At 41.8% G+C, this 23,750-nt stretch carries 26 protein-coding genes; 24 read left to right on the top strand and 2 right to left on the bottom strand.

Going from position 1 to position 23,750, the window contains the following annotated elements; genetic code table 11:
* Window position 1: 1 nt before the first annotated feature.
* The 3 genes from HF881_RS08555 to recA all read left to right on the top strand — a co-directional run bounded on the left by HF881_RS08555 (window position 2) and on the right by recA (window position 3,569).
* Window positions 2-1,036, top strand: coding sequence for an LCP family protein (locus HF881_RS08555; protein ID WP_169447142.1), 1,035 nt, complete (start codon window positions 2-4; stop codon window positions 1,034-1,036).
* A 73-nt stretch (window positions 1,037-1,109) separates the two neighbouring features.
* Window positions 1,110-2,366 carry a competence/damage-inducible protein A gene (locus HF881_RS08560; RefSeq protein WP_169447143.1) on the top strand — a complete coding sequence of 419 codons (1,257 nt, stop codon included), beginning with the start codon at window positions 1,110-1,112 and terminating at the stop codon, window positions 2,364-2,366.
* 54 nt (window positions 2,367-2,420) lie between these two features.
* Window positions 2,421-3,569 carry a recombinase RecA gene (gene recA / locus HF881_RS08565; RefSeq protein WP_169447144.1) on the top strand — a complete coding sequence of 383 codons (1,149 nt, stop codon included), beginning with the start codon at window positions 2,421-2,423 and terminating at the stop codon, window positions 3,567-3,569.
* A 56-nt stretch (window positions 3,570-3,625) separates the two neighbouring features.
* Here recA and HF881_RS08570 read toward each other — a convergent pair whose 3' ends face one another.
* Complete coding sequence (locus HF881_RS08570) at window positions 3,626-4,180, bottom strand: GNAT family N-acetyltransferase (protein ID WP_000060279.1); 555 nt, start codon at window positions 4,178-4,180, stop codon at window positions 3,626-3,628.
* 109 nt (window positions 4,181-4,289) lie between these two features.
* On the opposite strand from HF881_RS08570, the gene HF881_RS08575 reads away from it, so the two are divergent.
* Together HF881_RS08575 and HF881_RS08580 are read left to right on the top strand one after the other, a co-directional pair.
* Window positions 4,290-5,654 carry an MATE family efflux transporter gene (locus HF881_RS08575; RefSeq protein WP_169447145.1) on the top strand — a complete coding sequence of 455 codons (1,365 nt, stop codon included), beginning with the start codon at window positions 4,290-4,292 and terminating at the stop codon, window positions 5,652-5,654.
* A 102-nt stretch (window positions 5,655-5,756) separates the two neighbouring features.
* The gene (locus HF881_RS08580; protein ID WP_169447146.1) at window positions 5,757-6,473 is read left to right on the top strand and encodes a YebC/PmpR family DNA-binding transcriptional regulator; all 717 of its coding nucleotides are present in this window, start codon (window positions 5,757-5,759) and stop codon (window positions 6,471-6,473) included.
* Between the two features lie 49 nt (window positions 6,474-6,522).
* Here the strand turns inward: HF881_RS08580 and HF881_RS08585 are convergent, their stop codons facing one another.
* Window positions 6,523-7,221, bottom strand: a complete 699-nt coding sequence (locus HF881_RS08585; protein ID WP_169447147.1) for a DUF308 domain-containing protein — start codon at window positions 7,219-7,221, stop codon at window positions 6,523-6,525.
* A gap of 192 nt (window positions 7,222-7,413) precedes the next feature.
* Between HF881_RS08585 and HF881_RS08590 the strand changes: the two genes are divergently transcribed.
* From HF881_RS08590 to fusA, 19 genes are all read left to right on the top strand, one after another.
* The gene (locus tag HF881_RS08590) at window positions 7,414-7,875 is read left to right on the top strand and encodes a MarR family winged helix-turn-helix transcriptional regulator (RefSeq protein ID WP_169447148.1); all 462 of its coding nucleotides are present in this window, start codon (window positions 7,414-7,416) and stop codon (window positions 7,873-7,875) included.
* Complete coding sequence (locus HF881_RS08595) at window positions 7,859-9,628, top strand: ABC transporter ATP-binding protein (protein WP_169447149.1); 1,770 nt, start codon at window positions 7,859-7,861, stop codon at window positions 9,626-9,628. Before HF881_RS08590 ends, HF881_RS08595 begins: the two co-directional genes overlap by 17 nt.
* On the top strand, window positions 9,618-11,378 hold the full coding sequence (locus HF881_RS08600) for an ABC transporter ATP-binding protein (protein ID WP_169447150.1): 1,761 nt from the start codon (window positions 9,618-9,620) through the stop codon (window positions 11,376-11,378). The genes HF881_RS08595 and HF881_RS08600 overlap by 11 nt, the downstream gene beginning before the upstream one ends.
* A 94-nt stretch (window positions 11,379-11,472) precedes the next feature.
* Complete coding sequence (locus tag HF881_RS08605; RefSeq protein WP_169447151.1) at window positions 11,473-11,976, top strand: phosphatase PAP2 family protein; 504 nt, start codon at window positions 11,473-11,475, stop codon at window positions 11,974-11,976.
* 113 nt (window positions 11,977-12,089) lie between these two features.
* The gene (locus HF881_RS08610) at window positions 12,090-12,536 is read left to right on the top strand and encodes a LytTR family DNA-binding domain-containing protein (RefSeq protein WP_000776591.1); all 447 of its coding nucleotides are present in this window, start codon (window positions 12,090-12,092) and stop codon (window positions 12,534-12,536) included.
* A gap of 5 nt (window positions 12,537-12,541) precedes the next feature.
* Complete coding sequence (locus tag HF881_RS08615; protein WP_169447152.1) at window positions 12,542-13,216, top strand: hypothetical protein; 675 nt, start codon at window positions 12,542-12,544, stop codon at window positions 13,214-13,216.
* Window positions 13,217-13,321: 105 nt separating this feature from the next.
* Window positions 13,322-13,510 carry a 50S ribosomal protein L28 gene (rpmB, locus tag HF881_RS08620; RefSeq protein WP_001140948.1) on the top strand — a complete coding sequence of 63 codons (189 nt, stop codon included), beginning with the start codon at window positions 13,322-13,324 and terminating at the stop codon, window positions 13,508-13,510.
* Between the two features lie 152 nt (window positions 13,511-13,662).
* The gene (locus tag HF881_RS08625; protein WP_000216441.1) at window positions 13,663-14,028 is read left to right on the top strand and encodes an Asp23/Gls24 family envelope stress response protein; all 366 of its coding nucleotides are present in this window, start codon (window positions 13,663-13,665) and stop codon (window positions 14,026-14,028) included.
* Window positions 14,029-14,030: 2 nt separating this feature from the next.
* Entirely contained in the window at window positions 14,031-15,695 is a 1,665-nt protein-coding gene (locus tag HF881_RS08630) for a DAK2 domain-containing protein (RefSeq protein WP_169447153.1), read from the top strand.
* A gap of 7 nt (window positions 15,696-15,702) precedes the next feature.
* The gene (locus HF881_RS08635; RefSeq protein ID WP_169447154.1) at window positions 15,703-16,272 is read left to right on the top strand and encodes an SP0191 family lipoprotein; all 570 of its coding nucleotides are present in this window, start codon (window positions 15,703-15,705) and stop codon (window positions 16,270-16,272) included.
* Between the two features lie 121 nt (window positions 16,273-16,393).
* Window positions 16,394-16,600 (top strand): hypothetical protein, encoded by a 207-nt coding sequence (locus tag HF881_RS08640; protein ID WP_169447192.1) that lies wholly within the window; start codon window positions 16,394-16,396, stop codon window positions 16,598-16,600.
* Window positions 16,597-16,791 (top strand): hypothetical protein, encoded by a 195-nt coding sequence (locus HF881_RS08645; protein WP_125449812.1) that lies wholly within the window; start codon window positions 16,597-16,599, stop codon window positions 16,789-16,791. The genes HF881_RS08640 and HF881_RS08645 overlap by 4 nt, the downstream gene beginning before the upstream one ends.
* Window positions 16,778-17,653, top strand: a complete 876-nt coding sequence (locus tag HF881_RS08650) for an ABC transporter ATP-binding protein (RefSeq protein ID WP_125449814.1) — start codon at window positions 16,778-16,780, stop codon at window positions 17,651-17,653. Before HF881_RS08645 ends, HF881_RS08650 begins: the two co-directional genes overlap by 14 nt.
* Before the next feature lie 12 nt (window positions 17,654-17,665).
* Entirely contained in the window at window positions 17,666-18,400 is a 735-nt protein-coding gene (locus tag HF881_RS08655; protein ID WP_125449816.1) for an ABC transporter permease, read from the top strand.
* 4 nt (window positions 18,401-18,404) lie between these two features.
* Window positions 18,405-19,502: a sensor histidine kinase gene (locus HF881_RS08660; RefSeq protein WP_125449818.1), complete on the top strand. Its 1,098-nt coding sequence runs from the start codon at window positions 18,405-18,407 to the stop codon at window positions 19,500-19,502.
* A 1-nt stretch (window position 19,503) separates the two neighbouring features.
* Window positions 19,504-20,103 (top strand): response regulator transcription factor, encoded by a 600-nt coding sequence (locus HF881_RS08665; protein ID WP_169447155.1) that lies wholly within the window; start codon window positions 19,504-19,506, stop codon window positions 20,101-20,103.
* Between the two features lie 320 nt (window positions 20,104-20,423).
* Window positions 20,424-20,837 carry a 30S ribosomal protein S12 gene (gene rpsL / locus HF881_RS08670; RefSeq protein WP_001142332.1) on the top strand — a complete coding sequence of 138 codons (414 nt, stop codon included), beginning with the start codon at window positions 20,424-20,426 and terminating at the stop codon, window positions 20,835-20,837.
* A 19-nt stretch (window positions 20,838-20,856) separates the two neighbouring features.
* Complete coding sequence (gene rpsG, locus HF881_RS08675; protein WP_000087876.1) at window positions 20,857-21,327, top strand: 30S ribosomal protein S7; 471 nt, start codon at window positions 20,857-20,859, stop codon at window positions 21,325-21,327.
* Between the two features lie 245 nt (window positions 21,328-21,572).
* Window positions 21,573-23,654, top strand: coding sequence for an elongation factor G (fusA, locus tag HF881_RS08680; protein WP_169447156.1), 2,082 nt, complete (start codon window positions 21,573-21,575; stop codon window positions 23,652-23,654).
* Window positions 23,655-23,750 lie beyond the last annotated feature (96 nt).

A 23,750-nucleotide genomic window follows, 5' to 3' on the forward strand; every position in this document is an offset into this window, starting at 1 on the left:
GATGGTAAAAAAAATAATCGGAATGCTATTAGCTTTTCTAGCAGTAACAGTTTTAGGTGTGGGTGCTTATGCCTATACTATTTATTATCAAGGAACTGAAACCTTAAGTAAAAAAACTTATAAGAAAATTGGTGAAGAAACCAATGTTATTGAGGCGACAGAGCCTTTGACCATTCTTTTAATGGGGGTAGATACGGGAAATGTAGAACGTACAGACCCTTGGGCGGGGAATAGTGACTCCATGATTCTTCTGACAGTCAATCCGAAAACCAAGAAAACTACTATGATGAGTTTGGAACGGGATATTTTGACCAAGATTGAAACTGGAAATGGCCAAGTTCAGGAAGCAAAACTCAATGCTGCCTATGCCAATGGTGGTGCAGAGTTGGCTATTTCAACCATTCAAAAAATGATGAACATCCATATTGATCGCTATGTGATGGTCAACATGCAAGGACTCCAACAGCTAGTTGATGCAGTTGGGGGCATCACAGTAAATAACACACTCGGTTTCCCGATTTCGATTGCTGACCAGGAAGAATTTAATAAAATCTCGATTGGAGTCGGTGAGCAAACTTTGAATGGTGAGGAAGCCCTGGTCTATTCACGGATGCGTTATCAGGATCCTGAGGGAGACTATGGTCGCCAAAAACGTCAACGTGAAGTCATTCAAAAGATTATGGAAAAGGTCTTGAGCCTCAATAGTATCAGTCATTATCAAGCTATCTTAAAAGCGCTTAGTGATAATATGCAGACAAATGTTGATTTGTCTGCATCCAGTATTCCACAACTACTTGGTTACCAAGATTCCTTTAAAAACATCGAAACTCATCAACTTCGTGGTGAAGATGCTGAGTTGCAAGGTATCTCTTATCAAATCGTAACGATGGAGCATATGCTGGAAATGCAAAATCTTTTGCGTCGTTCCCTAGGGAGAGAGGACGTAGCAGAGTTGGAGACCAACGCTGTTCTGTACGAGCATCTTTATGGTCGAACAGTGCCTTCAACAAATACTTTAGGCGAAGAATCCGAATAAAATGAAAAATCAAATCGTGGGACTTTCCTGCGATTTTTTCAAAAAGAATCCGAATAGATAGGTAGGAGGAAAGATGAAAGCAGAAATTATTGCTGTAGGAACAGAAATTTTGACAGGGCAGATCGTCAATACCAACGCCCAGTTTTTGTCAGAAAAGCTAGCAGAAATCGGAGTAGATGTCTACTTCCAAACAGCTGTCGGAGATAATGAAGCGCGCCTTATATCCTTGCTAGAAATTGCGAGTTTACGTAGCAGTTTAGTCATTTTGACAGGAGGCTTGGGACCAACTGAAGATGATTTAACCAAACAAACGTTGGCAAAATTTTTGGGAAAAGCTTTGGTGTTTGATGCTCAAGCCCAGGAAAAACTCGACCACTTTTTTGCTCAAAGGCCAGACTATGCTCGGACACCCAATAACGAGAGGCAAGCTCAAATTGTAGAAGGGGCAACCCCACTGCCAAATGAGACAGGCTTAGCGGTAGGAGGAGTATCGGAAGTTGAAGGTGTGACTTACGTAGTTCTTCCAGGACCTCCTAGTGAGTTGAAACCCATGGTCTTAAATCAGCTCTTACCTAAGTTAATGACTGGTGCTAAGTTGTACTCACGAGTGCTCCGTTTCTTTGGGATTGGTGAAAGTCAGTTGGTGACCATTTTGGCGGATTTGATTGACCATCAAACCGATCCAACCTTGGCACCTTATGCCAAAACGGGAGAAGTGACCTTGCGCTTGTCCACAAAAGCAGTCAGTCAAGAAAAGGCTGATAAAGTATTGGACATCTTGGAAAATCAAATCTTAGATCGCCAGACTTTCGAGGGACTCTCTTTAAGGGATATCTGTTATGGATATGGGGAAGAAACCAGTCTAGCAAGTGTCGTTGTAGAAGAGCTAAAGAAGAGACAGAAAAGCATTACTGCAGCAGAAAGCTTAACTGCAGGTCTCTTTCAGGCTACTTTAGCAGACTTTTCAGGCGTTTCTGCCATCTTTAATGGAGGGTTTGTCACTTACAGTTTAGAAGAAAAGTCTAAGATGCTGGATATTTCCGAGCAAGAGCTAAAGAGACATGGTGTCGTTTCAGAGTTTACGGCTAAAAAGATGGCAGAGCAGGCACGACTCAAGACTCAGTCTGACTACGGAGTCAGTTTGACGGGTGTGGCAGGACCAGATAGCCTAGAGGGGCATCCAGCTGGAACGGTCTTTATCGGATTGGCACATGCAAAAGGGACAGAGGTTATCAAAGCCAATATCGCAGGGCGGAGCCGAGCAGATGTTCGTCAGATTGCGGTTATGCATGCCTTTAACCTAGTTCGCAAGGCTTTATTAAGTGACTAACTTTTGATATAATAGTAGATAGGTCTTAGGACTATTAGAATACAGGAGAATAGAATGGCGAAAAAACCAAAAAAATTAGATGAAATTTCAAAAAAATTTGGAGCAGATCGTGAAAAGGCTTTGAACGATGCCCTTAAATTGATTGAGAAAGACTTTGGTAAGGGTTCAATCATGCGCTTGGGTGAGCGTGCGGAGCAAAAAGTGCAAGTGATGAGCTCAGGCTCATTGGCGCTTGATATTGCACTTGGATCAGGTGGTTATCCTAAGGGACGTATCATCGAAATCTATGGACCAGAATCATCTGGTAAGACAACGGTTGCCCTTCACGCAGTAGCGCAAGCACAGAAAGAAGGTGGCATTGCGGCCTTTATCGATGCGGAGCATGCCCTTGATCCAGCTTATGCAGCAGCCCTTGGTGTAAATATTGATGAATTGCTCTTGTCACAACCAGACTCAGGTGAGCAAGGCCTTGAAATTGCAGGAAAATTGATTGACTCAGGTGCAGTTGACCTTGTTGTTATTGACTCAGTTGCGGCCCTTGTACCTCGTGCAGAAATTGATGGGGACATTGGAGACAGCCACGTTGGTTTGCAGGCTCGTATGATGAGTCAGGCCATGCGTAAACTTGGAGCTTCTATCAATAAGACAAAAACAATTGCTATCTTTATCAACCAATTACGTGAAAAAGTTGGGGTCATGTTTGGAAATCCAGAAACAACTCCCGGTGGACGTGCTTTGAAATTCTACGCTTCAGTCCGTTTGGATGTTCGTGGAAGCACACAAATCAAGGGAACTGGTGACCAAAAAGATACCAATGTCGGTAAGGAAACCAAGATCAAGGTCGTGAAAAACAAGGTGGCTCCACCATTTAAGGAAGCTTTTGTTGAAATCATGTATGGAGAAGGAATTTCTAAGACTGGTGAGCTCTTGAAGATTGCAAGTGATCTCGATATCATCCAAAAAGCGGGAGCATGGTACTCTTACAAGGGTGAAAAAATCGGGCAAGGATCTGAAAATGCTAAGAAATACTTGGCAGATCACCCAGAGATCTTTGATGCCATCGACCATCAAGTTCGTGTTCAATATGGCTTGATTGAAGATGAAGAAGGGACAACTCCTACTTCTGGCGTTGAGGATCTAGCACCTAACCAAGAAGTAACACTTGACCTAGGCGATGGACTTGAAATCGAAATCGAAGAATAACATAAAAAGTAGCAGATAGGAACTGCTACTTTTTATGTTTGTTTCAGATGAAAGAACTAATGGTCACTAAAACGACGATACTCGATATGAAAGTCAAAGTAATGTTCATCTTGCAATTTCTGGAAGATGTCGCGATAGGCTTCCTCGTCGAAATGGTCACCGCGGTAGAGAATTTCAAAACTCAAATCATCGTACTCTAGAAAAGCGTTGGCTGTTTTGAAACCATTTTGGCGATAGAAATCCATGCGGGCCTTTCTCTGCTCCAAGTTATCGCATTCTTCATCCAATCGCTCGACTTCAAGCAACATGGTTCGCTGGTAAAAATCAGTCAGCTTTTCGATAATTTCCTTTCCGTACCCGTGGCTTCTCAGGTGGGGCATGATGGCAAAAAAGCTGATATAGAAAGCTTTGGGGTTGGAAATAGAGAAAGCAAAGCCGACAAACTCTTCCTGGTTATAAAAGGCAAAGAAGTGGGCGTCATCTCGGTCTTGATAGCGTAAAAACTCTGACAGAGGGACTCGTTCTTCCTCAGGGAAAGCTTCCTTGTTTAGCTTTTCAACCTTATCAAGATCCGGAAATGCATCGGTTATTAATTGACTGGTCAAACTCATAAATGACCTCCTTTTCTTGATTATAGCAAATTGTCCCTCTGTAAGCAATTGATTTTAAGAAATCCAAGCAATTCTTGTCGCTCCTTTAGAAAGCTGATATAATAGCTTTATGAATAAGAAAAGAAAAGTGGATTTGGTCAATGGTCCAATCCTTCCTTCGCTTTTAAGCTTTGCCTTTCCAATCTTACTGTCTAATATCTTTCAACAGCTTTATAATACGGCTGACGTCTTGATTGTTGGGCGTTTTCTTGGCCAAGAATCCTTGGCAGCAGTAGGAGCAACAACGGCCATTTTTGACTTGATTATAGGCTTTACGCTTGGTGTGGGAAATGGCATGGGGATTGTCATTGCTCGCTATTATGGGGCTCGTAATTTCACTAAAATTAAAGAAGCGGTTGCTGCAACTTGGATATTAGGAGGGCTTCTAAGTATTTTAGTTATGCTGATGGGATTTGTCGGCCTCTATCCACTCTTGCAATACTTAGATACTCCGGCGGAAATCCTTCCCCAGTCCTATCAATATATTTCTATGATTGTGACCTGTGTAGGCGTTAGCTTTGCTTATAATCTCTTTGCAGGCTTGTTGCGGTCCATTGGTGACAGTCTGGCTGCGCTTGGTTTTCTGATTTTCTCTGCTCTGGTCAATGTGGTTTTAGATCTCTATTTTATCACGCAACTGCAACTGGGAGTTCAATCTGCGGGACTTGCTACCATCATTTCGCAAGGTTTGTCAGCGGTTCTTTGCTTTTATTATATCCGCAAGAGCGTTCCAGAACTCTTACCACAGTTTAAACATTTCAAATGGGACAAGGCCTTGTACGCGGATCTTTTGGAGCAAGGTTTGGCTATGGGATTGATGAGTTCGATTGTGTCTATCGGTAGTGTGATTTTACAGTCTTCTGTCAATACCTTTGGAGCTGTGATTATAAGTGCGCAAACAGCGGCTCGACGCATTATGGCCTTTGCTCTGCTTCCTATGACGGCTATTTCTTCTGCCATGACGACCTTTGCTTCTCAGAATCTTGGGGCTCAGCGACCAGACCGCATTGTTCAAGGTCTTGGTATTGGGAGTCGTTTGAGCATGTTCTGGGCAGGTTTTGTTTGTATTTTCCTCTTTTTTGCCAGTCCAGCCTTGGTTTCCTTCTTGGCCAGTTCAACGGATAATTACTTGGTAGAAAATGGTAGTCTCTACTTGCAAATCAGTTCAGTCTTTTATCCGATTTTGAGCCTTTTACTGATTTATCGCAATTGCTTGCAGGGATTGGGTCAGAAAGTCCTCCCTCTAGTTTCTAGCTTTATTGAACTAATCGGCAAAATCGTTTTTGTGGTCTTGATTATCCCTTGGGCAGGGTATAGGGGAGTTATCCTCTGTGAACCCCTTATCTGGGTTGCCATGACTATCCAACTTTACTTCTCGCTTTTTCGTCACCCCTTGATAAAAGAGGGCAAGGCAATCTTGGCAACTAAAGGATAATCCTAGCTGGATTTGCTGAATAAAATCCATTTCCTCTAGTGAAAATCGAAAAAACTTGTGTTATAATAAGAAAGATTAAAATGTGAAAAAAGGAGATTCCTAATGGGACGTAAATGGGCCAATATCGTAGCCAAGAAAACGGCTAAAGATGGAGCTAACTCTAAAGTATATGCAAAATTTGGTGTAGAAATCTATGTAGCAGCTAAAAAAGGTGATCCAGACCCAGAATCAAATACTGTTTTGAAATTCGTTATCGACCGTGCTAAACAAGCCCAAGTGCCAAAGCACGTTATCGATAAAGCGATTGATAAAGCAAAAGGAAACACAGACGAAACCTTTACAGAAGGACGTTACGAAGGATTTGGACCAAATGGTTCTATGCTGATTGTTGATACCTTGACTTCAAACGTCAACCGTACCGCAGCTAATGTTCGTGCAGCTTTTGGTAAAAACGGCGGAAACATGGGTGCTTCAGGTTCGGTTTCATACCTTTTTGACAATAAGGGTGTTATCGTATTTGCAGGTGAAGATGCAGATGCAGTCTTTGAGCAATTGCTAGAAGCAGATGTGGACGTGGACGATGTCGAAGCAGAAGAAGGAACAATCACTGTTTACACAGCTCCAACAGACCTTCACAAGGCTATCGTTGCTCTTCGTGAGTCAGGTGTCGAAGAATTCCAAGTGACAGAATTGGAAATGATTCCTCAGTCAGAAGTGGAATTGTCAGGGGATGACCTTGAAACCTTTGAAAAACTTTACAGCGTTCTTGAGGACGACGAAGACGTACAAAAGATCTACACAAACGTAGATGGATTCTAATAGAAAAACGAACAGTTTTACTAGCTGTTCGTTTTTTTTATATTTGAAATTAGACTCTGGTTTCAGAATCTCTCTGCTGCTGGCTTTCTCCTAGACCTACAGCTATTTTATGAACTAGTAAGAGTTGACCATTATCCTGTTTTACAAAGGTTAGAGTAACGGTCTTGATTCTATCATTAATGCCAATATAGGTAATTTTCTTTGTGTCGTAGCCCTCAATGATTGAATCAAATTCGGAATCTGGTAGTCCATGCTTTTTGATAATATCCTTGTAGTTGGTACCACCTTTTCCTTTGTTGTCAAGGTCACCTTCGATTAAAGCGTCGAACTGTTCTTGGGTCCAAGTGAAGGTATCGGCTTCTTCCTCCTCAGGGATGGAATAGGCACTATCATCTGTCAAGTCGCTTTCTTCTTCGCGTTCCATTGAGGAACTTGCCTCTCTATAGGAACGGTTAAACTCTCTGATAAACTCTTTGTAGACATTAGCGTACAGTATCTGGGTCGTAAAGAAAAGTACAACAGAAGCAACTGCGAGGGATGTTCCGATAATGGCCATTGCTTTCCGTTTTTTAAGGTTGACGATAAGGCCGATAATGCCCAAGATAAATGCGACAATGGCGATGAAAAACGATAGATAGTTAATAAATGGAATCCAGGACCCTAAAAGTGCGATGGCTCCAAAAATGGTTGCTAAAATCCCTAAAACTTTTTGTTCTTCTGGTTTCATTTGAACGTTTTCTCCCTTCATCGAGTGAATGGATTTCTATCCATGGTAGCTAGTGCTTATTATAGAGAAAATATTCTCCAATGTCAATTCAGACTAGAATAGTTCTCTAGGAAACTTTTTTCTTGACATATTTTGTGCAAGTGGTAAAATAGTTCTCATGGGAACTGGATAGTTCTCCAGAGAACTATATAAAATCGTGAGAAGGGAGCAATCATGGACAAACCGATGTTGATTTTTAAACGTTTTGGGCACCAGGTTCACCTGATGGTGCAGAAAGAAGCCAAACGTTGCGGTATTGAATTTATGGGTGGACCGCAAGGGCAGGTTCTGAGATTTTTAGATCATTGTGAACAAAAAGAGGAACTGGTCTTGATTAAGGATATCGAGCAAGAACTCAATGTCACCAAGTCCGTTGCTAGTAATTTAGTCAAGCGTATGGTGCAAAATGGTTTGGTAGAGTTAGAGGTCAGTTCAAGTGATAAACGAGCAAAATTTGTTCGTTTGACCGACAAATCACGATCTCAGATGAAGCAAGTCAAGTCTTTCTTTGATAGGATTGACAGGAGTCTACTGGAAGGAATTTCAAAGGAAAAGCTAGCCATTTTTGAAGAAGTCCTCGGACAACTACAGGCTAATGTAGAAAAAATAGGAGGAGAGAATGAAGAAACTCGCTAAACGTATTACAGGAAAAGAGTGGGGGATGATCCTACTCACCGTGCTTTTCACTTGTTTCTCGGTCTATCTCGAGTTAGAAGTGCCGACCTATATTTCAGAAATAACAGAATTGATTGGAACACCGGGTACGGAGTTAGGACAACTATGGTCTCCTGCTGCGAAGATGATGGGCTTATCTCTTCTAGCTTTTATGTCATCTGTAACAGTTGGATTTTTTGCTTCTCGTGTTGCGGCGTCCTATACGGCTCATCTACGTAGTGATATTTTTAATCGTGTATTAGATTATTCTCAGACAGAAATTAAACGTTTCTCTATTCCTAGTCTCTTGACTCGGACAACTAATGATATCACTCAGATTCAGATGCTCTTTACCATGGGACTCCAGGTAGTCACTCGTGGGCCTATCATGGCCATCTGGGCCATTGGAAAAATCCTTGGGAAATCGGAATACTGGCTCTGGGCAGTGGTTGTGGCCGTTATTGTGAATGTCTTGATGACCACCGTTCTCATGACCCTGGCCTTTCCAAAACAATCTGTCATCCAAAAATTGACAGATAAACTCAATAGCATCACCCGTGAAAGTCTGACTGGGATTCGAGTAGTCCGTGCCTATAATGCTGAGGATTATCAAGATCAGAAATTTGAAGAAGCTAATGATGAGGTGACACGACTTAATCTCTTTGTCAACCGTTTGATGGCGATTATGAACCCTATTATGATGGCGATTTCCAGCGGTTTGACCTTGGCTATTTATTGGATTGGTGCCTATCTTATCAACGATGCTAGTTTAACAAATCGTCTGCCGCTCTTTAGTGATATGGTGGTCTTCATGTCCTATGCTATGCAGGTCGTGATGGGCTTCCTTCTCATGGGAGCACTCTTTATCGTTCTTCCTCGTACCTTGGTTTCGGCAGGACGTATCAATCAAGTATTGGATCTGCATTCTTCTATTGAAAATCCTAGTCATGCACAGACAGCGGATCCTTCAGTTCAGGGACAAGTGGAATTCCGTGATGTGACTTTCCGCTACTCTAAAAACTCTGAAGCAGTCGTGGAACATGTCACTTTCAAAGCAGAAGCAGGTCAAACAGTTGCCTTTATCGGATCAACTGGATCTGGTAAATCTACCTTGGTCAATCTGATTCCTCGTTTTTACGATGTATCAGCTGGTCAAATCCTAGTCGACGGTGTCAATGTGCAAGATTACGACTTGGAAGATTTGCGCAATAAGGTTGGTTATATTCCTCAAAAAGCTGTACTCTTTTCTGGAGATGTCAAGGGCAATCTCGACTTTGGTAAGAGTCAAGAAAGTCCTCTAAGCGAAGCTGCTATGTGGCAAGCCCTGGAATTGGCCCAGTCTAAAAGCTTCATAGAGGATAAGGAAGCAAGTCTTGCATCAGAAGTGGCCCAAGGTGGAACTAACTTCTCAGGAGGTCAAAGACAGCGTTTGGCCATTGCGCGTGCCTTGTCTCGTAAACCAGAGATTCTCATCTTCGATGACTCTTTCTCAGCTTTGGACTACAAGACAGATCGTGTTCTACGCCAAGAACTAGCAGAGAAAACAAAATCCATGACCAAGCTCATCGTAGCGCAGCGAATTTCTACCATTATGGATGCAGACTTGATCTTAGTATTGGATCAAGGAAAAGTCGTGGGACAAGGCACCCACAAGGAACTTCTAGCTACCAATGAAGTTTACCAAGAAATTGCCTATTCACAACTATCGAAGGAGGAATTGGAACATGGAAAATAAAAAAGTGTCGGTCTGGAAACAGTGCAAACCTTATATGGCAGGCCTCCAACTCCCTCTTCTAATAGCAGTTGTGGCTGCAGTCATTTCAAGCATCATTACCGTTTATGGTCCAACTAAGATTAAAGAAATTACTAACTTGATTTCAGATGGTTTGACTACAGAAATCGACTTGGTAGCTGTGTCAAACATTGCTGGATTTTTGGTTGTCCTATATGTGTTTGGAGCTATCCTTAATTATACGCAGGCCTATATCTTTTCAACAAGTATCCAACATTTTTCAAAACGCTTGCGGACAGCAATCGCTGAAAAAATCAATCGTTTGCCCCTTGGCTATTTTGATCGTCATTCACAAGGGGACACTCTATCTCGTGTGACCAATGATGTGGATACGGCAGCGCAATCTCTCAACCAAAGTCTAGGGACAGTTATCTCAGCTAGTTTCTTGCTAATTGCTGTTTTGATTACCATGTTTGGTATGAACTGGATTTTAGCCTTGGTTACGGTTGTTTCAACTCTTATCGGTTTCGTTTTCGTGTCCATCTTTATGGGCAAGTCACAGGGCTTTTTTAAGAATCAGCAACAGGATTTGGCAGCTGTAAATGGTTATGTGGAGGAAATGTACTCTGGCCATAATGTGGTGACCAGTTACAATGCTATCGAGAGCACTAAAGAAGAATTTGCGAAATTAAATCATCGTCTATATGACAGTATCTGGAAATCTCAGTTTATTTCAGGGATTATGATGCCAATCATGATATTCATTGGAAACTTTAGCTACGTCTTGGTGATTATCGTTGGTGCAGCCTTGGCATTGAATGGGCACATCAGTATCGGAATTATCGTTGCCTTTATGGCTTACGTGCGTATCTTTTCTCAGCCCCTTTCTCAAATCGCTCAAGGGATTACCAGTCTTCAGCAGGCTAGTGCAGCCATGACTCGTGTATTAGAATTTTTAGCTGAAGCAGAGATGCAGGATGAATCCCATAAGGAAAGACAATTGACTGGCATGAGAGGAGAAGTGGTCTTTGATCGCGTATCCTTTGGTTATACACCAGAACGCACCATCATCCATGATTTTTCTGCGACAGCTCATGCAGGCCAGAAGGTCGCTATCGTTGGGCCTACTGGAGCTGGTAAGACAACCATTGTCAATCTTTTGATGAAGTTCTATGAGATTGGTAAGGGAAGTATCCGTATCGATGGTGTCGATACCAAGAATATGAAGCGCTCAGAAGTACACGATGCCTTTTCAATGGTCTTGCAGGACACTTGGCTCTTTGAAGGAACCATTCGAGAAAATCTCATCTACAATCAAACGGGCATCAGCGATGAACGAATGATGGAAGCCAGCAAGGCTGTAGGAATCCACCACTTTATCATGACCTTGCCAGATGGTTACGATACTATTTTGGATGATACAGTGACCTTGTCTGTTGGACAAAAACAACTCTTGACCATCGCTCGTGCGCTTCTCAAGGATGCGCCGCTCTTGATTTTGGATGAGGCGACTTCTTCTGTTGACACACGGACAGAGGAATTGATCCAAAAAGCCATGGACCGTTTGATGGAAGGACGCACATCCTTTGTCATTGCCCACCGCTTGTCTACTATCCGAAATGCTGATTTGATTCTTGTCATGAAAGAAGGCAATATCATCGAGCAAGGCAATCACGAGGAGCTGATGGCACAAGGTGGCTTCTACGCTGACTTGTACAATAGCCAGTTTACAGAAGACGAAGCAGAAGAATAAATCAAAAGAAGGCTTGACGGCCTTCTTTTTCTGCACTATACTAGAAGACAAGCGCCTTACCTAGGGGCAAAAAAGTAATGAATGAGAAGTATAAATGAAAAATTATCAAGAATGGTATCGAAATATCAGCTCCAGACTAACTAGTCATCCAATTCTTTTATTCCTATTACGCAGTTTCAATCGTTTGATGACAGTCGCCATGCCTCTGGTCTATCTGACCTTGCTAGTCACTACTTATCTGCAGTTAGGGCTTGGGAAGCAAGTTGTGGTCTATTTGCTTGTCCCCGCTACAGGTTTTGTGATCTTGTCCCTTTTTCGTAAGAAAATCAATCACCCGCGACCTTATGAAACTTGGGATATCTGTCCCCTTCTTGATAAGGATAGTTCGGGACGGTCGATGCCCAGTCGACATGTCTTTTCTGCAACCATCATCTCCATGGCCTGTCTGCATGCTAGTCTACCTGTTGGATTGATATGCTTGCTCTTTTCAGCTTTGTTGGGGTTGGTGAGGGTTTTAGGGGGTGTTCATTATCCCAAGGATGTGTTTGTTGGTTATGCTTGTGGTCTCATGTGGGGATTCCTTTTCTTCCTATTCTGACATGTAAGTCAAGCTAGTCTTACAACCACTTACTGCTTCAAATTGACCACTTGCTTTTTTGCCCTTGTATTCCTAACTTAGCTTTGATATAGTAGAGTCAGAAAGGAGATGTGATGAAGTTACGAATTGAGATTGACGGCAATTTAGAGGAGACTGAAATTGTCATCAAGACACCCACTTTGACAGATGAAATTGCAGATTTGCAACGACTTTTGCAAGAGTCAAAGGCTCCGAGGTTGACTTTTTACAAGGGGACAGGTGAATATTATCTAGACCTGTCAGAAATTCTCTTCTTTGAAACAGAAGGGAGCAAGATTTACGCTCATAACCAGAAGGAAGCCTATGAAGTTCGTCTCAAACTTTATGAGTTGGAGTCCATCTTGCCTCGTTATTTTAGTCGAGTGTCCAAGTCAACTATCGCAAACATCCGTCAGATTTACTCAGTGGACAAGTCCTTTTCAGGAACGGGCACCATTTCCTTTTATCAGACGCACAAGGAGGTCCATGTCTCACGACATTACCAATCCCTCCTAAAAGAAAATCTAAGAAACATGAGGTAAAAAACATGAAAAAGAAAGCATTTGGTATTGTTTTATTGGTTTTAGCAGCTTGGATCTTGCTGCAAGGGAATTTTGGAATTCCTTCTTTGGATGGCAAGATATGGCCTTTACTAGGTATCGCCTTTTTTGCTTACCAATCAGTTGAAGCTTTACTTCGTCGTCACCTGACATCGGCAGTTTTTACCGCTCTAGTAGCCTTAATGATTGCGAATCATTTTTATAACATTTTGCCAATCCCAAACCAGTCTTTGTTTTGGGCTAGTATTCTAGCAGTGCTAGGAGTCGGCTATCTCACTCACTCAAGTAAGTTTTGGTATGGTAAAAAATGGTGGTACAACGGTGAGCGAACAGTCATCACGGATAAGGAAGTCACTTTTGGTAGTGGAACCTTCTATAAACAAGATCAAGATCTTGTAGATGACCAAGTGGAAGTCGCTTTTGGAGACGCAAAAATTTACTATGACAACGCAGAGATGTTAGGTGATTTTGCCACTCTGAATATTGAAGTGGCTTTTGGTAATGCAACTGTCTATGTTCCACAACACTGGCGTGTAGACTTGAAAGTAGAAACATCCTTTGGTGCAGCCAAGGCAGACGCTCCTGTAGCCCCAACCAGCAAAACCTTGATTATTCGCGGGGAAGTTGCTTTTGGTAAACTTGGTGTTGTTTACGTCAAATAAAAAAATATTTTAATTCTCTTGATAAATTCAAGAAAGTGTGATAACATAGTACGGTATGTGGTGCTAGCACATCCGCTATATTAGATCTAATAGGAGGAAAACACAATGGCTAAAGTATGTTACTTTACAGGTCGTAAGACTGTATCAGGAAACAACCGTTCACACGCGATGAACCAAACAAAACGTGCCGTAAAACCAAACCTTCAAAAAGTTACTGTTCTTATCGATGGTAAACCTAAAAAAGTTTGGGCTTCAGCTCGTGCTTTGAAATCAGGTAAAGTTGAACGCGTTTAATAAAAATGAAAAGACCTAACTGGTCTTTTTCTTTTGCTCTAGAGATAAAACCATTTGAAAAATAGAGTAAATATCTACCAATACAGCATTCTGCTTTTACACTTGGGATGAAATATGATAAAATAAAGTATCAACTAGTTGAGGTAAAAAAAATGACTGTAAAAATTAATACAAAAGATGGTCAAATCGAACTAACAGATGAAGTGATTGCAACCGTTGTAGGTGGTGCAGCAACTGAGATTTTTGGTGTGGTCGGTATGGCTAGCAAAAATACCCTCAAAGATAATTTCCAAGCCCTCCTTGGTAAGGAAAATTATGCAAAAGGTGTTGTCGTAAAAGCAGCCGAAGATGGCAGTATTGCAGTTGATGTTTATACCGTCTTGAGCTACGGAACAAAGATTAGTGAAGTCTCAAAAAACATCCAAGAGCGTGTTCGTTTTAGTTTGGAAAACCAACTAGGAATCACTGCTCAGACTGTGAATGTCTACATTCAAAATATCAAAGTTGTAGGAGAATAATCGTGTCAAAAATTACTACCAGCTTATTTCAAGAAATGGTGCAGGCTGCATCAACTCGTTTGAATAAGCAAGCTGAATATGTCAATTCATTAAACGTCTTTCCAGTTCCAGATGGAGATACTGGGACAAACATGGGGATGACCATCGAGAATGGTGCCAAAGAAGTAGCAGACAAGCCAGCTTCTACAGTCGGAGAAGTGGCGAGCATTCTTGCTAAAGGGCTCTTGATGGGTGCGCGTGGAAACTCAGGAGTTATCACGTCTCAACTTTTCCGTGGCTTTTCTCAAGCTATCAAAGATAAAGACGAGTTAACAGGTCAAGACTTGGCCCTTGCTTTCCAATCTGGTGTCGAAGTAGCTTACAAGGCAGTTATGAAACCAGTCGAAGGAACTATTTTGACAGTTTCTCGTGGAGCGGCTATCGGTGCCAAGAAAAAAGCTGAGCAAACAGATGATGCCGTTGAAGTCATGCGTGCGGCCTTAGAAGGTGCTAAGAGAGCTCTGGCTAAGACTCCTGATATGCTCCCGGTCTTGAAAGAGGTTGGTGTCGTGGACTCTGGTGGTCAAGGTTTGGTCTTCATCTATGAAGGTTTCCTTTCAGCACTCACTGGTGAATACAGCGCTTCTGAGGACTTTGTGGCAACACCTGCCAACATGGGTGAAATGATCAATGCTGAACACCACAAGTCAGTAGCTGGACATGTTGCAACAGAGGATATCACTTTTGGTTACTGTACTGAGATCATGGTTGCTCTCAAACAAGGCCCAACTTATTCTAAGGACTTTGACTATGATGAATTCCGTAACTACTTGAATGAACTTGGGGACTCGCTCCTTGTTGTCAACGATGATGAGATTGTCAAAGTTCACGTCCATACCGAAGATCCAGGTCTTGTTATGCAAGAGGGACTTAAATATGGTAGCTTGGTCAAGGTTAAAGTGGACAACATGCGCAACCAACACGAAGCACAAGTAGAAAAAGAAGCTCAAGTCAGCAAGCCAGCTGAAGAAAAGGAATATGCTCTTATCGCAGTCGTAGCAGGTCAAGGATTGGCAGATATCTTCCGTGCCCAAGGTGTGGATTATGTCATTGAAGGTGGTCAAACGATGAACCCTTCGACAGAAGACTTTATCAAGGCTGTTGAGCAAGTCAATGCTCGCAACATCATCTTCTTGCCAAACAACAAAAATATCTTCATGGCAGCTCAATCTGCCGCAGAGGTGTTAGATCAACCAGCTGTTGTGGTAGAAGCTCGTACTCTTCCTCAAGGATTGACGAGTCTGCTTGCCTTTGACCCAAGCAAGTCTATCGAAGAAAACAAAGAACGTATGACTGCAGCCCTCGGTGATGTTATCAGCGGTAGTGTAACTACGGCCGTTCGTGACACAACTATCGATGGCTTGGAAATTCATGAAAATGACAATCTTGGTATGGTAGATGGCAAAATCCTTGTGTCAAACCCTGACATGCACCAAACCTTGACTGAAACTTTGAAGCACATGCTAGACGAAGACAGTGAAATCGTAACCTTCTATGTCGGTGAAGATGGAAGTGAAGAACTTGCCAATGAAATTGCTCAAGAAATCGCAGAAGAATTTGAAGATGTTGAAGTAGAGATTCACCAAGGTCAACAACCTGTATATCCATATCTTTTTAGTGTGGAGTAGGAGATTTATGAAGAAAGTTTTAGGGTTGATTTTTGCAGCGTTACTTGCTCTTGCTGGCTGTGGTCAAACCAACACCGCAACAACAGAGTCAAGTAGTACAGCAAGTTCAGTTGATTCATCTAGTCAGTCCAGTCAGGTAAAAGAAGAAATCAAGGAAACAACCAAAGTCTTTGTAGGAAAAGTCGCAGATACCGACGCTCGTATAACGGTTGTTTACACAGATGTTGTCAAACAATTTACGATGGAACTGATGGGTGATTTTGGAAATGAAATCCCTGCCGAAGTGAGTGTAGAGGAATTGCAAGCTCTTCTGCGTGGGGAAATGGTTACTAGTCCAGAATATTTAGAAATTAAAGATGAGCCAGGGGTTTCTATGGACTATTTTGTCACAGAAGACAAAAACTGGAAAGCGATACTTAGTCTTGATTTTGAAAAGGCAAATGTAGATAAGATTAAAAATACTTATTATTTTAAGGATCTTCTGGAGGATGTAGAAGATATTAAAAAACCTAATATTTTCATCGCTGGATTAAAAGTTGAAGGTTTCAAAGAAGAGAGTACAACCTCTGCTGTATAAAAATATCGTTGAATAAGAAAGTTGATTTTTCAACTTTCTTTTTTTATGACATTTGTCATATTTCCTAGTGACAGAAGCATCTAGCTCCGCTAACTTCAAAAGACTATAATTGAAGTAGAAACTGGAGGAAGAAGAAATGAAAAATAAAATGATTGTCGCAGTGAGTTTGGTAGCAGCAGGAGTTATGACCTATCTCATGTTTTCAGGATTGGACGAGGGCTTCTATCATTTTCCTTGGGAGCTATTTGCTTGCTTTGGAATGCTGTCTTGGCTCGTCAGAGAAGGTTTGAAATTAGTCAGAGATGTGAAAAAGGAGTTTAAGGAATGAAAAAGGCAATCATCTATTTCTTTATCGGCCTGTCACTCTTGGTATGGTTAGTGGAAATGTTTACTGGTTGGTTTGACCAAACCTTGCTTCGCCAATTTATTCGTGGTGCTTGGGGGGTTGGATTTATGATTTTCATTGTTTTCCCTATGGGAATGAAGTGGTTGAAAGGAGAATCTCATGACTGTGATTAAAGTTGAGAAATTGAGTAAGAAAATAAAAGACAAGGAGATCTTGCGAAACATCTCTTTTGAAATCAACGATGGTGAATGTGTCGCCTTGATCGGACCTAACGGAGCAGGGAAGACAACCTTGATTGATTGCCTCTTGGGCGACAAGTTCATGAGCTCAGGTCAGATAGGCATTCAAGGCTTTGCGCCAACAGATCCTCGATTAAAGAAGCTTGTTTCTGTCTTGCCTCAAGAAAATGCAGTTGTTCAAAGCTTGAAGGTGAAAGAACTTCTATCATTTTTCAAGTCACTTTATCCCGACAGCCTTTCAGACAAAGAAATTGATGATCTGTTAAGATTTTCGGACAAGCAAAAAAATCAGCTAGCGGGCAAGTTATCTGGTGGGCAAAAACGTTTGTTCTCTTTCGTGTTGACTTTAATAGGTCGTCCGAAAATTCTATTTTTAGATGAGCCGACTGCTGCCATGGATACCTCGACACGTCAGCATTTTTGGGAGATTGTCGATCGGTTGAAGAAAAATGGTGTCACCATTGTCTATTCTTCTCACTATATCGAAGAGGTAGAACATACGGCTGACCGCATTTTGGTGCTCCATAAGGGAGAATTGATTCGCGATACGACGCCTTATGCTATGCGTGGTGAAGAACAAGAAAAACACTTTACCGTGCCTCTAACCTATCAGGATTTTGTCAATACCCTGACTATAGTTCAAGAGCTTGAAATCAAGCAAAATGCTCTTTCCTTCACCACCAAAGAAGCCAGCCAAGTATGGAAAGCCTTGCAAGAACAGGGCTGCACGATCGAAGAAATTGAAGTTCGTAATCGAACTCTCTTAGACAGTATCTTCGAAACGACTCAAGACTAAAGGAGATTGACGATGAAAAATATGACAAGTCTCATGAAAGTGGAACTCATTTTGATGAAACGGCAAGCCGTCTACTACTTGCTTTCCATCGGACTTCCAAGTATGTTTTACCTTATATTCTCTGGTATGATGTCAGGGTCAGATATTCCAGAAATCGTTCTTCAAGCCTATCTTTTTGCCATGACTCTCTTTAGTATCATGTCAAGCGCCTTTTTCAGTATCCCTAGCACACTCGAATCCGACAAGACAAACAACTGGCAAAAATTGATCCAACATTCTCCTGTATCTATGGTAGAATATTATGTATCAAAACTGTTCAGTACTCTGCTAACTTTCTTGTTATCAATTATAGTTGTCTTTTCGGTTGGTCATTTTGTCCGTGGAGTTACGCTACCTTGGCTTGACTGGTTGGTAATAGGTGCTATTTTGCTGGTCGGAAGCGTGGTCTTTATCAGCATGGGTGTCTTGGTGAGCTTGCTTCCCAGTGCTCAACTGATGACGGTTATTGGAAATATTGCCTATATTGCTTTGGCTGTTCTAGGCGGACTATGGTTCCCTTTGAGTTCCTTCCCAGAATGGCTCCAATCCATTGGAAAACTGACTCCAACCTATCAACTGATGCAGGTCGTCTCTACTTATATGGAGCACCACGAGTTTAACGTTCTTGCTTCCTTGGTTGTACTAGGCTATACGGTTTTCTTTGGTGTCTTGGTAATCCAACTGAAAAAACGGATCGAGGTAAAATAAATCTATGTTGGAAAAATTAAAAAACACTCATTATATGTTTCATATTTCAACAGTGTTTATCATCTTTCCTATAGCGGGTGTCATCAGTGGAGAATACCCGCCTTTGACCTTGTTCTGGACATTATTATTTGTCCTAGCCTTTTATTCGATTTTATTAAGTCAAAACCGTACTGTGCAGTGGCTGGCTTGGTGGGTCATGATTGCCTACATTTTTTATACATCGGTTTGGCTGAATTCGGGTTTCACATGGTTTATCTTTTATTTATCCAATCTCCTTATTTATGAGCTGGATGAGATTTCTTTTCACTCTTGGCGCTTTGTCAGTTTTGCTGTCCTCCAACCATTGATTCTGACCGGAATCTATATGGTCAATCATGTTAGTCCTTGGCAACTCCTCTTTTTCTTGTTGACCTTTGTCTTTTCTGATGCCTTTACCTTTGGTCTCTATCGAATTCGAGTGTCAGAGGAAATAAAAGAAGAAAAGAGAAAGCAAAATGCTAAGCTCAATCTTTTCTTGGCTGAAAATGAACGCAGTCGTATCGGGCAGGATCTCCATGACAGCCTAGGTCATACCTTTGCTATGCTGAGTGTGAAGACGGACCTTGCCCTCCAGCTACTTCAAATGCAAGCCTATCCTCAAGTGGAAAAAGAATTAAAAGAAATTCATCAGATCAGTAAAGAATCCATGAATGAAGTTCGTACAATTATCGAAAATCTTAAATCCAGAACCCTTGTTTCTGAATTTACGACTGTTAAAAAAATGCTGGAAATTGCAGGAATTGAAACAGAAATCAATCACCAACTAGATACAGCTAGCCTAACTCAGGAATTAGAATCAACGGCCTCCATGATTTTACTTGAATTAGTGACCAACATCATCAAACATGCCAAAGCGTCGAAAGCCTACTTAAAATTAGAACGAACTGAGAAGGAACTCATTCTAACAGTGAGAGATGATGGCTGTGGCTTTGCTTCTCTAAAAGGGGATGAACTTCATACAGTCCGCGATCGTGTCCTTCCATTTTCAGGAGAAGTAAAGGTAATCAGTCAGAAACATCCGACGGAAGTGCAGGTTCGGCTACCTTATAAGGAGAGAAACTAAGATGAAACTACTTGTTGCAGAAGATCAAAGTATGTTGCGAGATGCTATGTGCCAGTTGCTTACCTTTCAACCAGATGTAGATTCTGTCCTACAAGCCAAGGATGGCCAAGAAGCAATCCAACTTTTAGAAAAAGAGTCTGTCGATATCGCCATTCTTGACGTAGAAATGCCTGTTAAGACAGGCCTCGAAGTCTTGGAGTGGATACGAGCAGAAAAGCCAGAAACAAAGGTGGTTGTGGTGACGACCTTCAAACGCCCTGGCTATTTTGAACGTGCGGTCAAGGCTGGAGTGAATGCTTATGTCTTAAAAGAAAGAAGCATTGCAGACCTCATGCAGACCTTGCACACTGTTCTCGAAGGACGCAAGGAGTATTCACCTGAATTGATGGAAGTGGTGATGACGCATCCCAACCCCTTAACAGAACAAGAAATCGCCGTTTTAAAGGGAATCGCTCAGGGGTTGTCTAATCAAGAAATCGCAGATCAACTCTATCTATCAAATGGAACCGTCCGAAACTATGTTACCAATATTCTTTCCAAGCTAGATGCTGGTAATCGAACAGAGGCAGCCAACATTGCAAAAGAATCTGGTTGGCTTTGATAAGTAAAGATAAAAATATCCCAAACGAATGCTTAATTGAATGAAATCCATACCAGAAAGCAGGAGGCAATTTTGCCTCCTGCTTTCTGGTTTAGAAAAGCGGTAAGAGCTAGTTTCGAAGACTTAAAAGATCAGAATAAAAACGAAAAAAATATTGACAAGGAAAGAAAAAATGTGTTACAATAATAGACGGTACTTTTTACTTTTGGTCTCTCAAAAGTGTACAGGGACGTGCTGACAAATGTTGCAAAAGTACACACAGATGGTAGCTGTCACCAAGTGTATCATCACCAAAAATAAAAAAACACAGGAGAATGTAGATGCCTACAATTAACCAATTGGTTCGCAAACCGCGTAAATCAAAAGTAGAAAAATCTAAATCACCAGCTTTGAACGTTGGTTACAACAGTCATAAAAAAGTTCAAACAAACGTTTCTTCACCACAAAAACGTGGTGTTGCAACTCGTGTTGGAACAATGACACCTAAAAAACCTAACTCTGCCCTTCGTAAATTCGCTCGTGTACGTTTGAGCAACCTTATCGAAGTTACTGCCTACATCCCAGGTATCGGACACAACTTGCAAGAGCACAGCGTGGTGCTTCTTCGTGGTGGACGTGTAAAAGACCTTCCAGGGGTACGTTACCATATCGTCCGTGGTGCACTTGATACTGCAGGTGTTAACGATCGTAAACAAGGCCGTTCTAAATACGGTACTAAACGTCCAAAAGCATAAGGAAAGGGGATAAAGAGAAATGAGTCGTAAAAATAGAGCTCCAAAACGTGACGTATTGCCAGATCCGCTTTACAATTCACAACTAGTTACTCGTCTTATCAACCGCGTTATGCTTGATGGTAAACGTGGTACAGCTGCTTCAATCGTTTACGGTGCTTTTGAGCAAATCAAAGAAGTTACTGGCAACGATGCACTTGAAGTATTTGAAACAGCTATGGAAAACATCATGCCTGTACTTGAAGTACGTGCACGTCGTGTTGGTGGATCTAACTACCAAGTCCCAGTTGAAGTTCGTCCAGAACGTCGTACAACACTTGGACTTCGTTGGTTGGTAACAATCGCTCGACTTCGTGGTGAACACACAATGCAAGACCGTCTTGCAAAAGAAATCTTGGATGCTGCGAACAACACTGGTGCAGCTGTTAAGAAACGTGAAGACACTCACCGTATGGCTGAAGCTAACCGTGCCTTCGCACACTTCCGTTGGTAAGATTAAGATACTAAGGGCGTTAAAAAAGCGACTGAAAATTAGGAAGCTTGACGAAGAATCGAAGATTCTAGGAGAGCTTATCTATTTTCCGAGCTTTTAGCCCGAGTTCAATTCAACTTACCAGTTCGTAAGTTGAAACCAACAAAAACAAGATAAACATTGAGAACGGGTAGGTCCTGCCTATCCGTTTTTTCTAAATAATGTTATAATAGATTGTAAAATAAAAAATAGGAGAAACTAACCTCATGGCACGCGAATTTTCACTTGAAAAAACTCGTAATATCGGTATCATGGCTCACGTCGATGCTGGTAAAACAACAACTACTGAGCGTATTCTTTACTACACTGGTAAAATCCACAAAATCGGTGAAACTCACGAAGGTGCGTCACAAATGGACTGGATGGAGCAAGAGCAAGAACGTGGTATCACTATCACATCTGCTGCGACAACAGCTCAATGGAACAACCACCGCGTAAACATCATCGACACACCAGGACACGTGGACTTCACAATTGAAGTACAACGTTCTCTTCGTGTATTGGACGGTGCGGTTACCGTTCTTGACTCACAATCAGGTGTTGAGCCTCAAACTGAAACAGTTTGGCGTCAAGCAACTGAGTACGGAGTTCCACGTATCGTATTTGCCAACAAAATGGACAAAATCGGTGCTGACTTCCTTTACTCAGTAAGCACACTTCACGACCGTCTTCAAGCAAACGCACACCCAATCCAATTGCCAATCGGTGCTGAAGATGACTTCCGTGGTATCATCGACTTGATCAAGATGAAAGCTGAAATCTATACTAACGACCTTGGTACAGATATCCTTGAAGAAGATATTCCAGCTGAATACCTTGACCAAGCTCAAGAATACCGTGAAAAATTGATCGAAGCAGTTGCCGAGACTGACGAAGAATTGATGATGAAATACCTCGAAGGTGAAGAAATCACTAACGAAGAATTGAAAGCTGGTATCCGTAAAGCGACTATCAACGTTGAATTCTTCCCAGTATTGTGTGGTTCTGCCTTCAAGAACAAGGGTGTTCAATTGATGCTTGATGCGGTTATCGACTACCTTCCAAGCCCACTTGACATCCCAGCAATCAAAGGTATCAACCCAGATACAGACGAAGAAGAAACTCGTCCAGCATCTGATGAAGAGCCATTCGCAGCTCTTGCCTTCAAGATCATGACGGACCCATTCGTAGGTCGTTTGACATTCTTCCGTGTTTACTCAGGTGTTCTTCAATCAGGTTCATACGTATTGAACACTTCTAAAGGTAAACGTGAACGTATCGGACGTATCCTTCAAATGCACGCTAACAGCCGTCAAGAAATTGACACTGTTTACTCAGGTGATATCGCTGCTGCCGTTGGTTTGAAAGATACTACAACTGGTGACTCATTGACAGATGAAAAAGCTAAAATCATCCTTGAGTCAATCAACGTTCCAGAACCAGTTATCCAATTGATGGTTGAGCCAAAATCTAAAGCTGACCAAGACAAGATGGGTATTGCCCTTCAAAAATTGGCTGAAGAAGATCCAACATTCCGCGTTGAAACAAACGTTGAAACTGGTGAAACAGTTATCTCTGGTATGGGTGAACTTCACCTTGACGTCCTTGTTGACCGTATGCGTCGTGAATTCAAAGTTGAAGCGAACGTAGGTGCTCCTCAAGTATCTTACCGTGAAACATTCCGCGCTTCTACACAAGCACGTGGATTCTTCAAACGTCAGTCTGGTGGTAAAGGTCAATTCGGTGATGTTTGGATTGAATTTACTCCAAACGAAGAAGGAAAAGGATTCGAATTCGAAAACGCAATCGTCGGTGGTGTGGTTCCTCGTGAATTTATCCCAGCGGTTGAAAAAGGTTTGGTAGAATCTATGGCTAACGGTGTTCTTGCAGGTTACCCAATGGTTGACGTTAAAGCTAAGCTTTACGATGGTTCATACCACGATGTCGACTCATCTGAAACTGCCTTCAAGATCGCGGCTTCACTTGCCCTTAAAGAAGCTGCTAAGTCAGCACAACCAGCTATCCTTGAGCCAATGATGCTTGTAACCATCACTGTTCCTGAAGAAAACCTTGGTGATGTTATGGGTCACGTAACTGCTCGTCGTGGACGTGTAGATGGTATGGAAGCTCACGGTAACAGCCAAATCGTTCGTGCTTACGTTCCGCTTGCTGAAATGTTTGGTTACGCAACTGTTCTTCGTTCGGCATCTCAAGGACGTGGTACTTTCATGATGGTATTCGACCACTATGAAGATGTACCTAAGTCAGTACAAGAAGAAATCATTAAGAAAAACAAAGGTGAAGAATAATCCATCTTCGCTATAGAAAGAAGTCACTATGGTGGCTTCTTTTTTATGTTCTATATCAAAGAAGATTAGAAAAATATACTCTAAATTAAATTTGGA

The organism is Streptococcus sp. WB01_FAA12 (assembly GCF_012843315.1).
Taxonomy (GTDB): Bacteria; Bacillota; Bacilli; order Lactobacillales; family Streptococcaceae; genus Streptococcus.

What these genes read in the sequence shown, in the direction of transcription:
- HF881_RS08555 (WP_169447142.1), top strand. Translation starts at nt 2, where the DNA reads ATGGTAAAAAAAATAATCGGAATGCTATTAGCTTTTCTAGCAGTAACA.
- HF881_RS08560 (WP_169447143.1), top strand. Translation starts at nt 1,110, where the DNA reads ATGAAAGCAGAAATTATTGCTGTAGGAACAGAAATTTTGACAGGGCAG.
- recA (WP_169447144.1), top strand. Translation starts at nt 2,421, where the DNA reads ATGGCGAAAAAACCAAAAAAATTAGATGAAATTTCAAAAAAATTTGGA.
- HF881_RS08570 (WP_000060279.1), bottom strand. Translation starts at nt 4,180, where the DNA reads ATGAGTTTGACCAGTCAATTAATAACCGATGCATTTCCGGATCTTGAT.
- HF881_RS08575 (WP_169447145.1), top strand. Translation starts at nt 4,290, where the DNA reads ATGAATAAGAAAAGAAAAGTGGATTTGGTCAATGGTCCAATCCTTCCT.
- HF881_RS08580 (WP_169447146.1), top strand. Translation starts at nt 5,757, where the DNA reads ATGGGACGTAAATGGGCCAATATCGTAGCCAAGAAAACGGCTAAAGAT.
- HF881_RS08585 (WP_169447147.1), bottom strand. Translation starts at nt 7,221, where the DNA reads ATGAAGGGAGAAAACGTTCAAATGAAACCAGAAGAACAAAAAGTTTTA.
- HF881_RS08590 (WP_169447148.1), top strand. Translation starts at nt 7,414, where the DNA reads ATGGACAAACCGATGTTGATTTTTAAACGTTTTGGGCACCAGGTTCAC.
- HF881_RS08595 (WP_169447149.1), top strand. Translation starts at nt 7,859, where the DNA reads ATGAAGAAACTCGCTAAACGTATTACAGGAAAAGAGTGGGGGATGATC.
- HF881_RS08600 (WP_169447150.1), top strand. Translation starts at nt 9,618, where the DNA reads ATGGAAAATAAAAAAGTGTCGGTCTGGAAACAGTGCAAACCTTATATG.
- HF881_RS08605 (WP_169447151.1), top strand. Translation starts at nt 11,473, where the DNA reads ATGAAAAATTATCAAGAATGGTATCGAAATATCAGCTCCAGACTAACT.
- HF881_RS08610 (WP_000776591.1), top strand. Translation starts at nt 12,090, where the DNA reads ATGAAGTTACGAATTGAGATTGACGGCAATTTAGAGGAGACTGAAATT.
- HF881_RS08615 (WP_169447152.1), top strand. Translation starts at nt 12,542, where the DNA reads ATGAAAAAGAAAGCATTTGGTATTGTTTTATTGGTTTTAGCAGCTTGG.
- rpmB (WP_001140948.1), top strand. Translation starts at nt 13,322, where the DNA reads ATGGCTAAAGTATGTTACTTTACAGGTCGTAAGACTGTATCAGGAAAC.
- HF881_RS08625 (WP_000216441.1), top strand. Translation starts at nt 13,663, where the DNA reads ATGACTGTAAAAATTAATACAAAAGATGGTCAAATCGAACTAACAGAT.
- HF881_RS08635 (WP_169447154.1), top strand. Translation starts at nt 15,703, where the DNA reads ATGAAGAAAGTTTTAGGGTTGATTTTTGCAGCGTTACTTGCTCTTGCT.
- HF881_RS08645 (WP_125449812.1), top strand. Translation starts at nt 16,597, where the DNA reads ATGAAAAAGGCAATCATCTATTTCTTTATCGGCCTGTCACTCTTGGTA.
- HF881_RS08650 (WP_125449814.1), top strand. Translation starts at nt 16,778, where the DNA reads ATGACTGTGATTAAAGTTGAGAAATTGAGTAAGAAAATAAAAGACAAG.
- HF881_RS08655 (WP_125449816.1), top strand. Translation starts at nt 17,666, where the DNA reads ATGAAAAATATGACAAGTCTCATGAAAGTGGAACTCATTTTGATGAAA.
- HF881_RS08660 (WP_125449818.1), top strand. Translation starts at nt 18,405, where the DNA reads ATGTTGGAAAAATTAAAAAACACTCATTATATGTTTCATATTTCAACA.
- HF881_RS08665 (WP_169447155.1), top strand. Translation starts at nt 19,504, where the DNA reads ATGAAACTACTTGTTGCAGAAGATCAAAGTATGTTGCGAGATGCTATG.
- rpsL (WP_001142332.1), top strand. Translation starts at nt 20,424, where the DNA reads ATGCCTACAATTAACCAATTGGTTCGCAAACCGCGTAAATCAAAAGTA.
- rpsG (WP_000087876.1), top strand. Translation starts at nt 20,857, where the DNA reads ATGAGTCGTAAAAATAGAGCTCCAAAACGTGACGTATTGCCAGATCCG.
- fusA (WP_169447156.1), top strand. Translation starts at nt 21,573, where the DNA reads ATGGCACGCGAATTTTCACTTGAAAAAACTCGTAATATCGGTATCATG.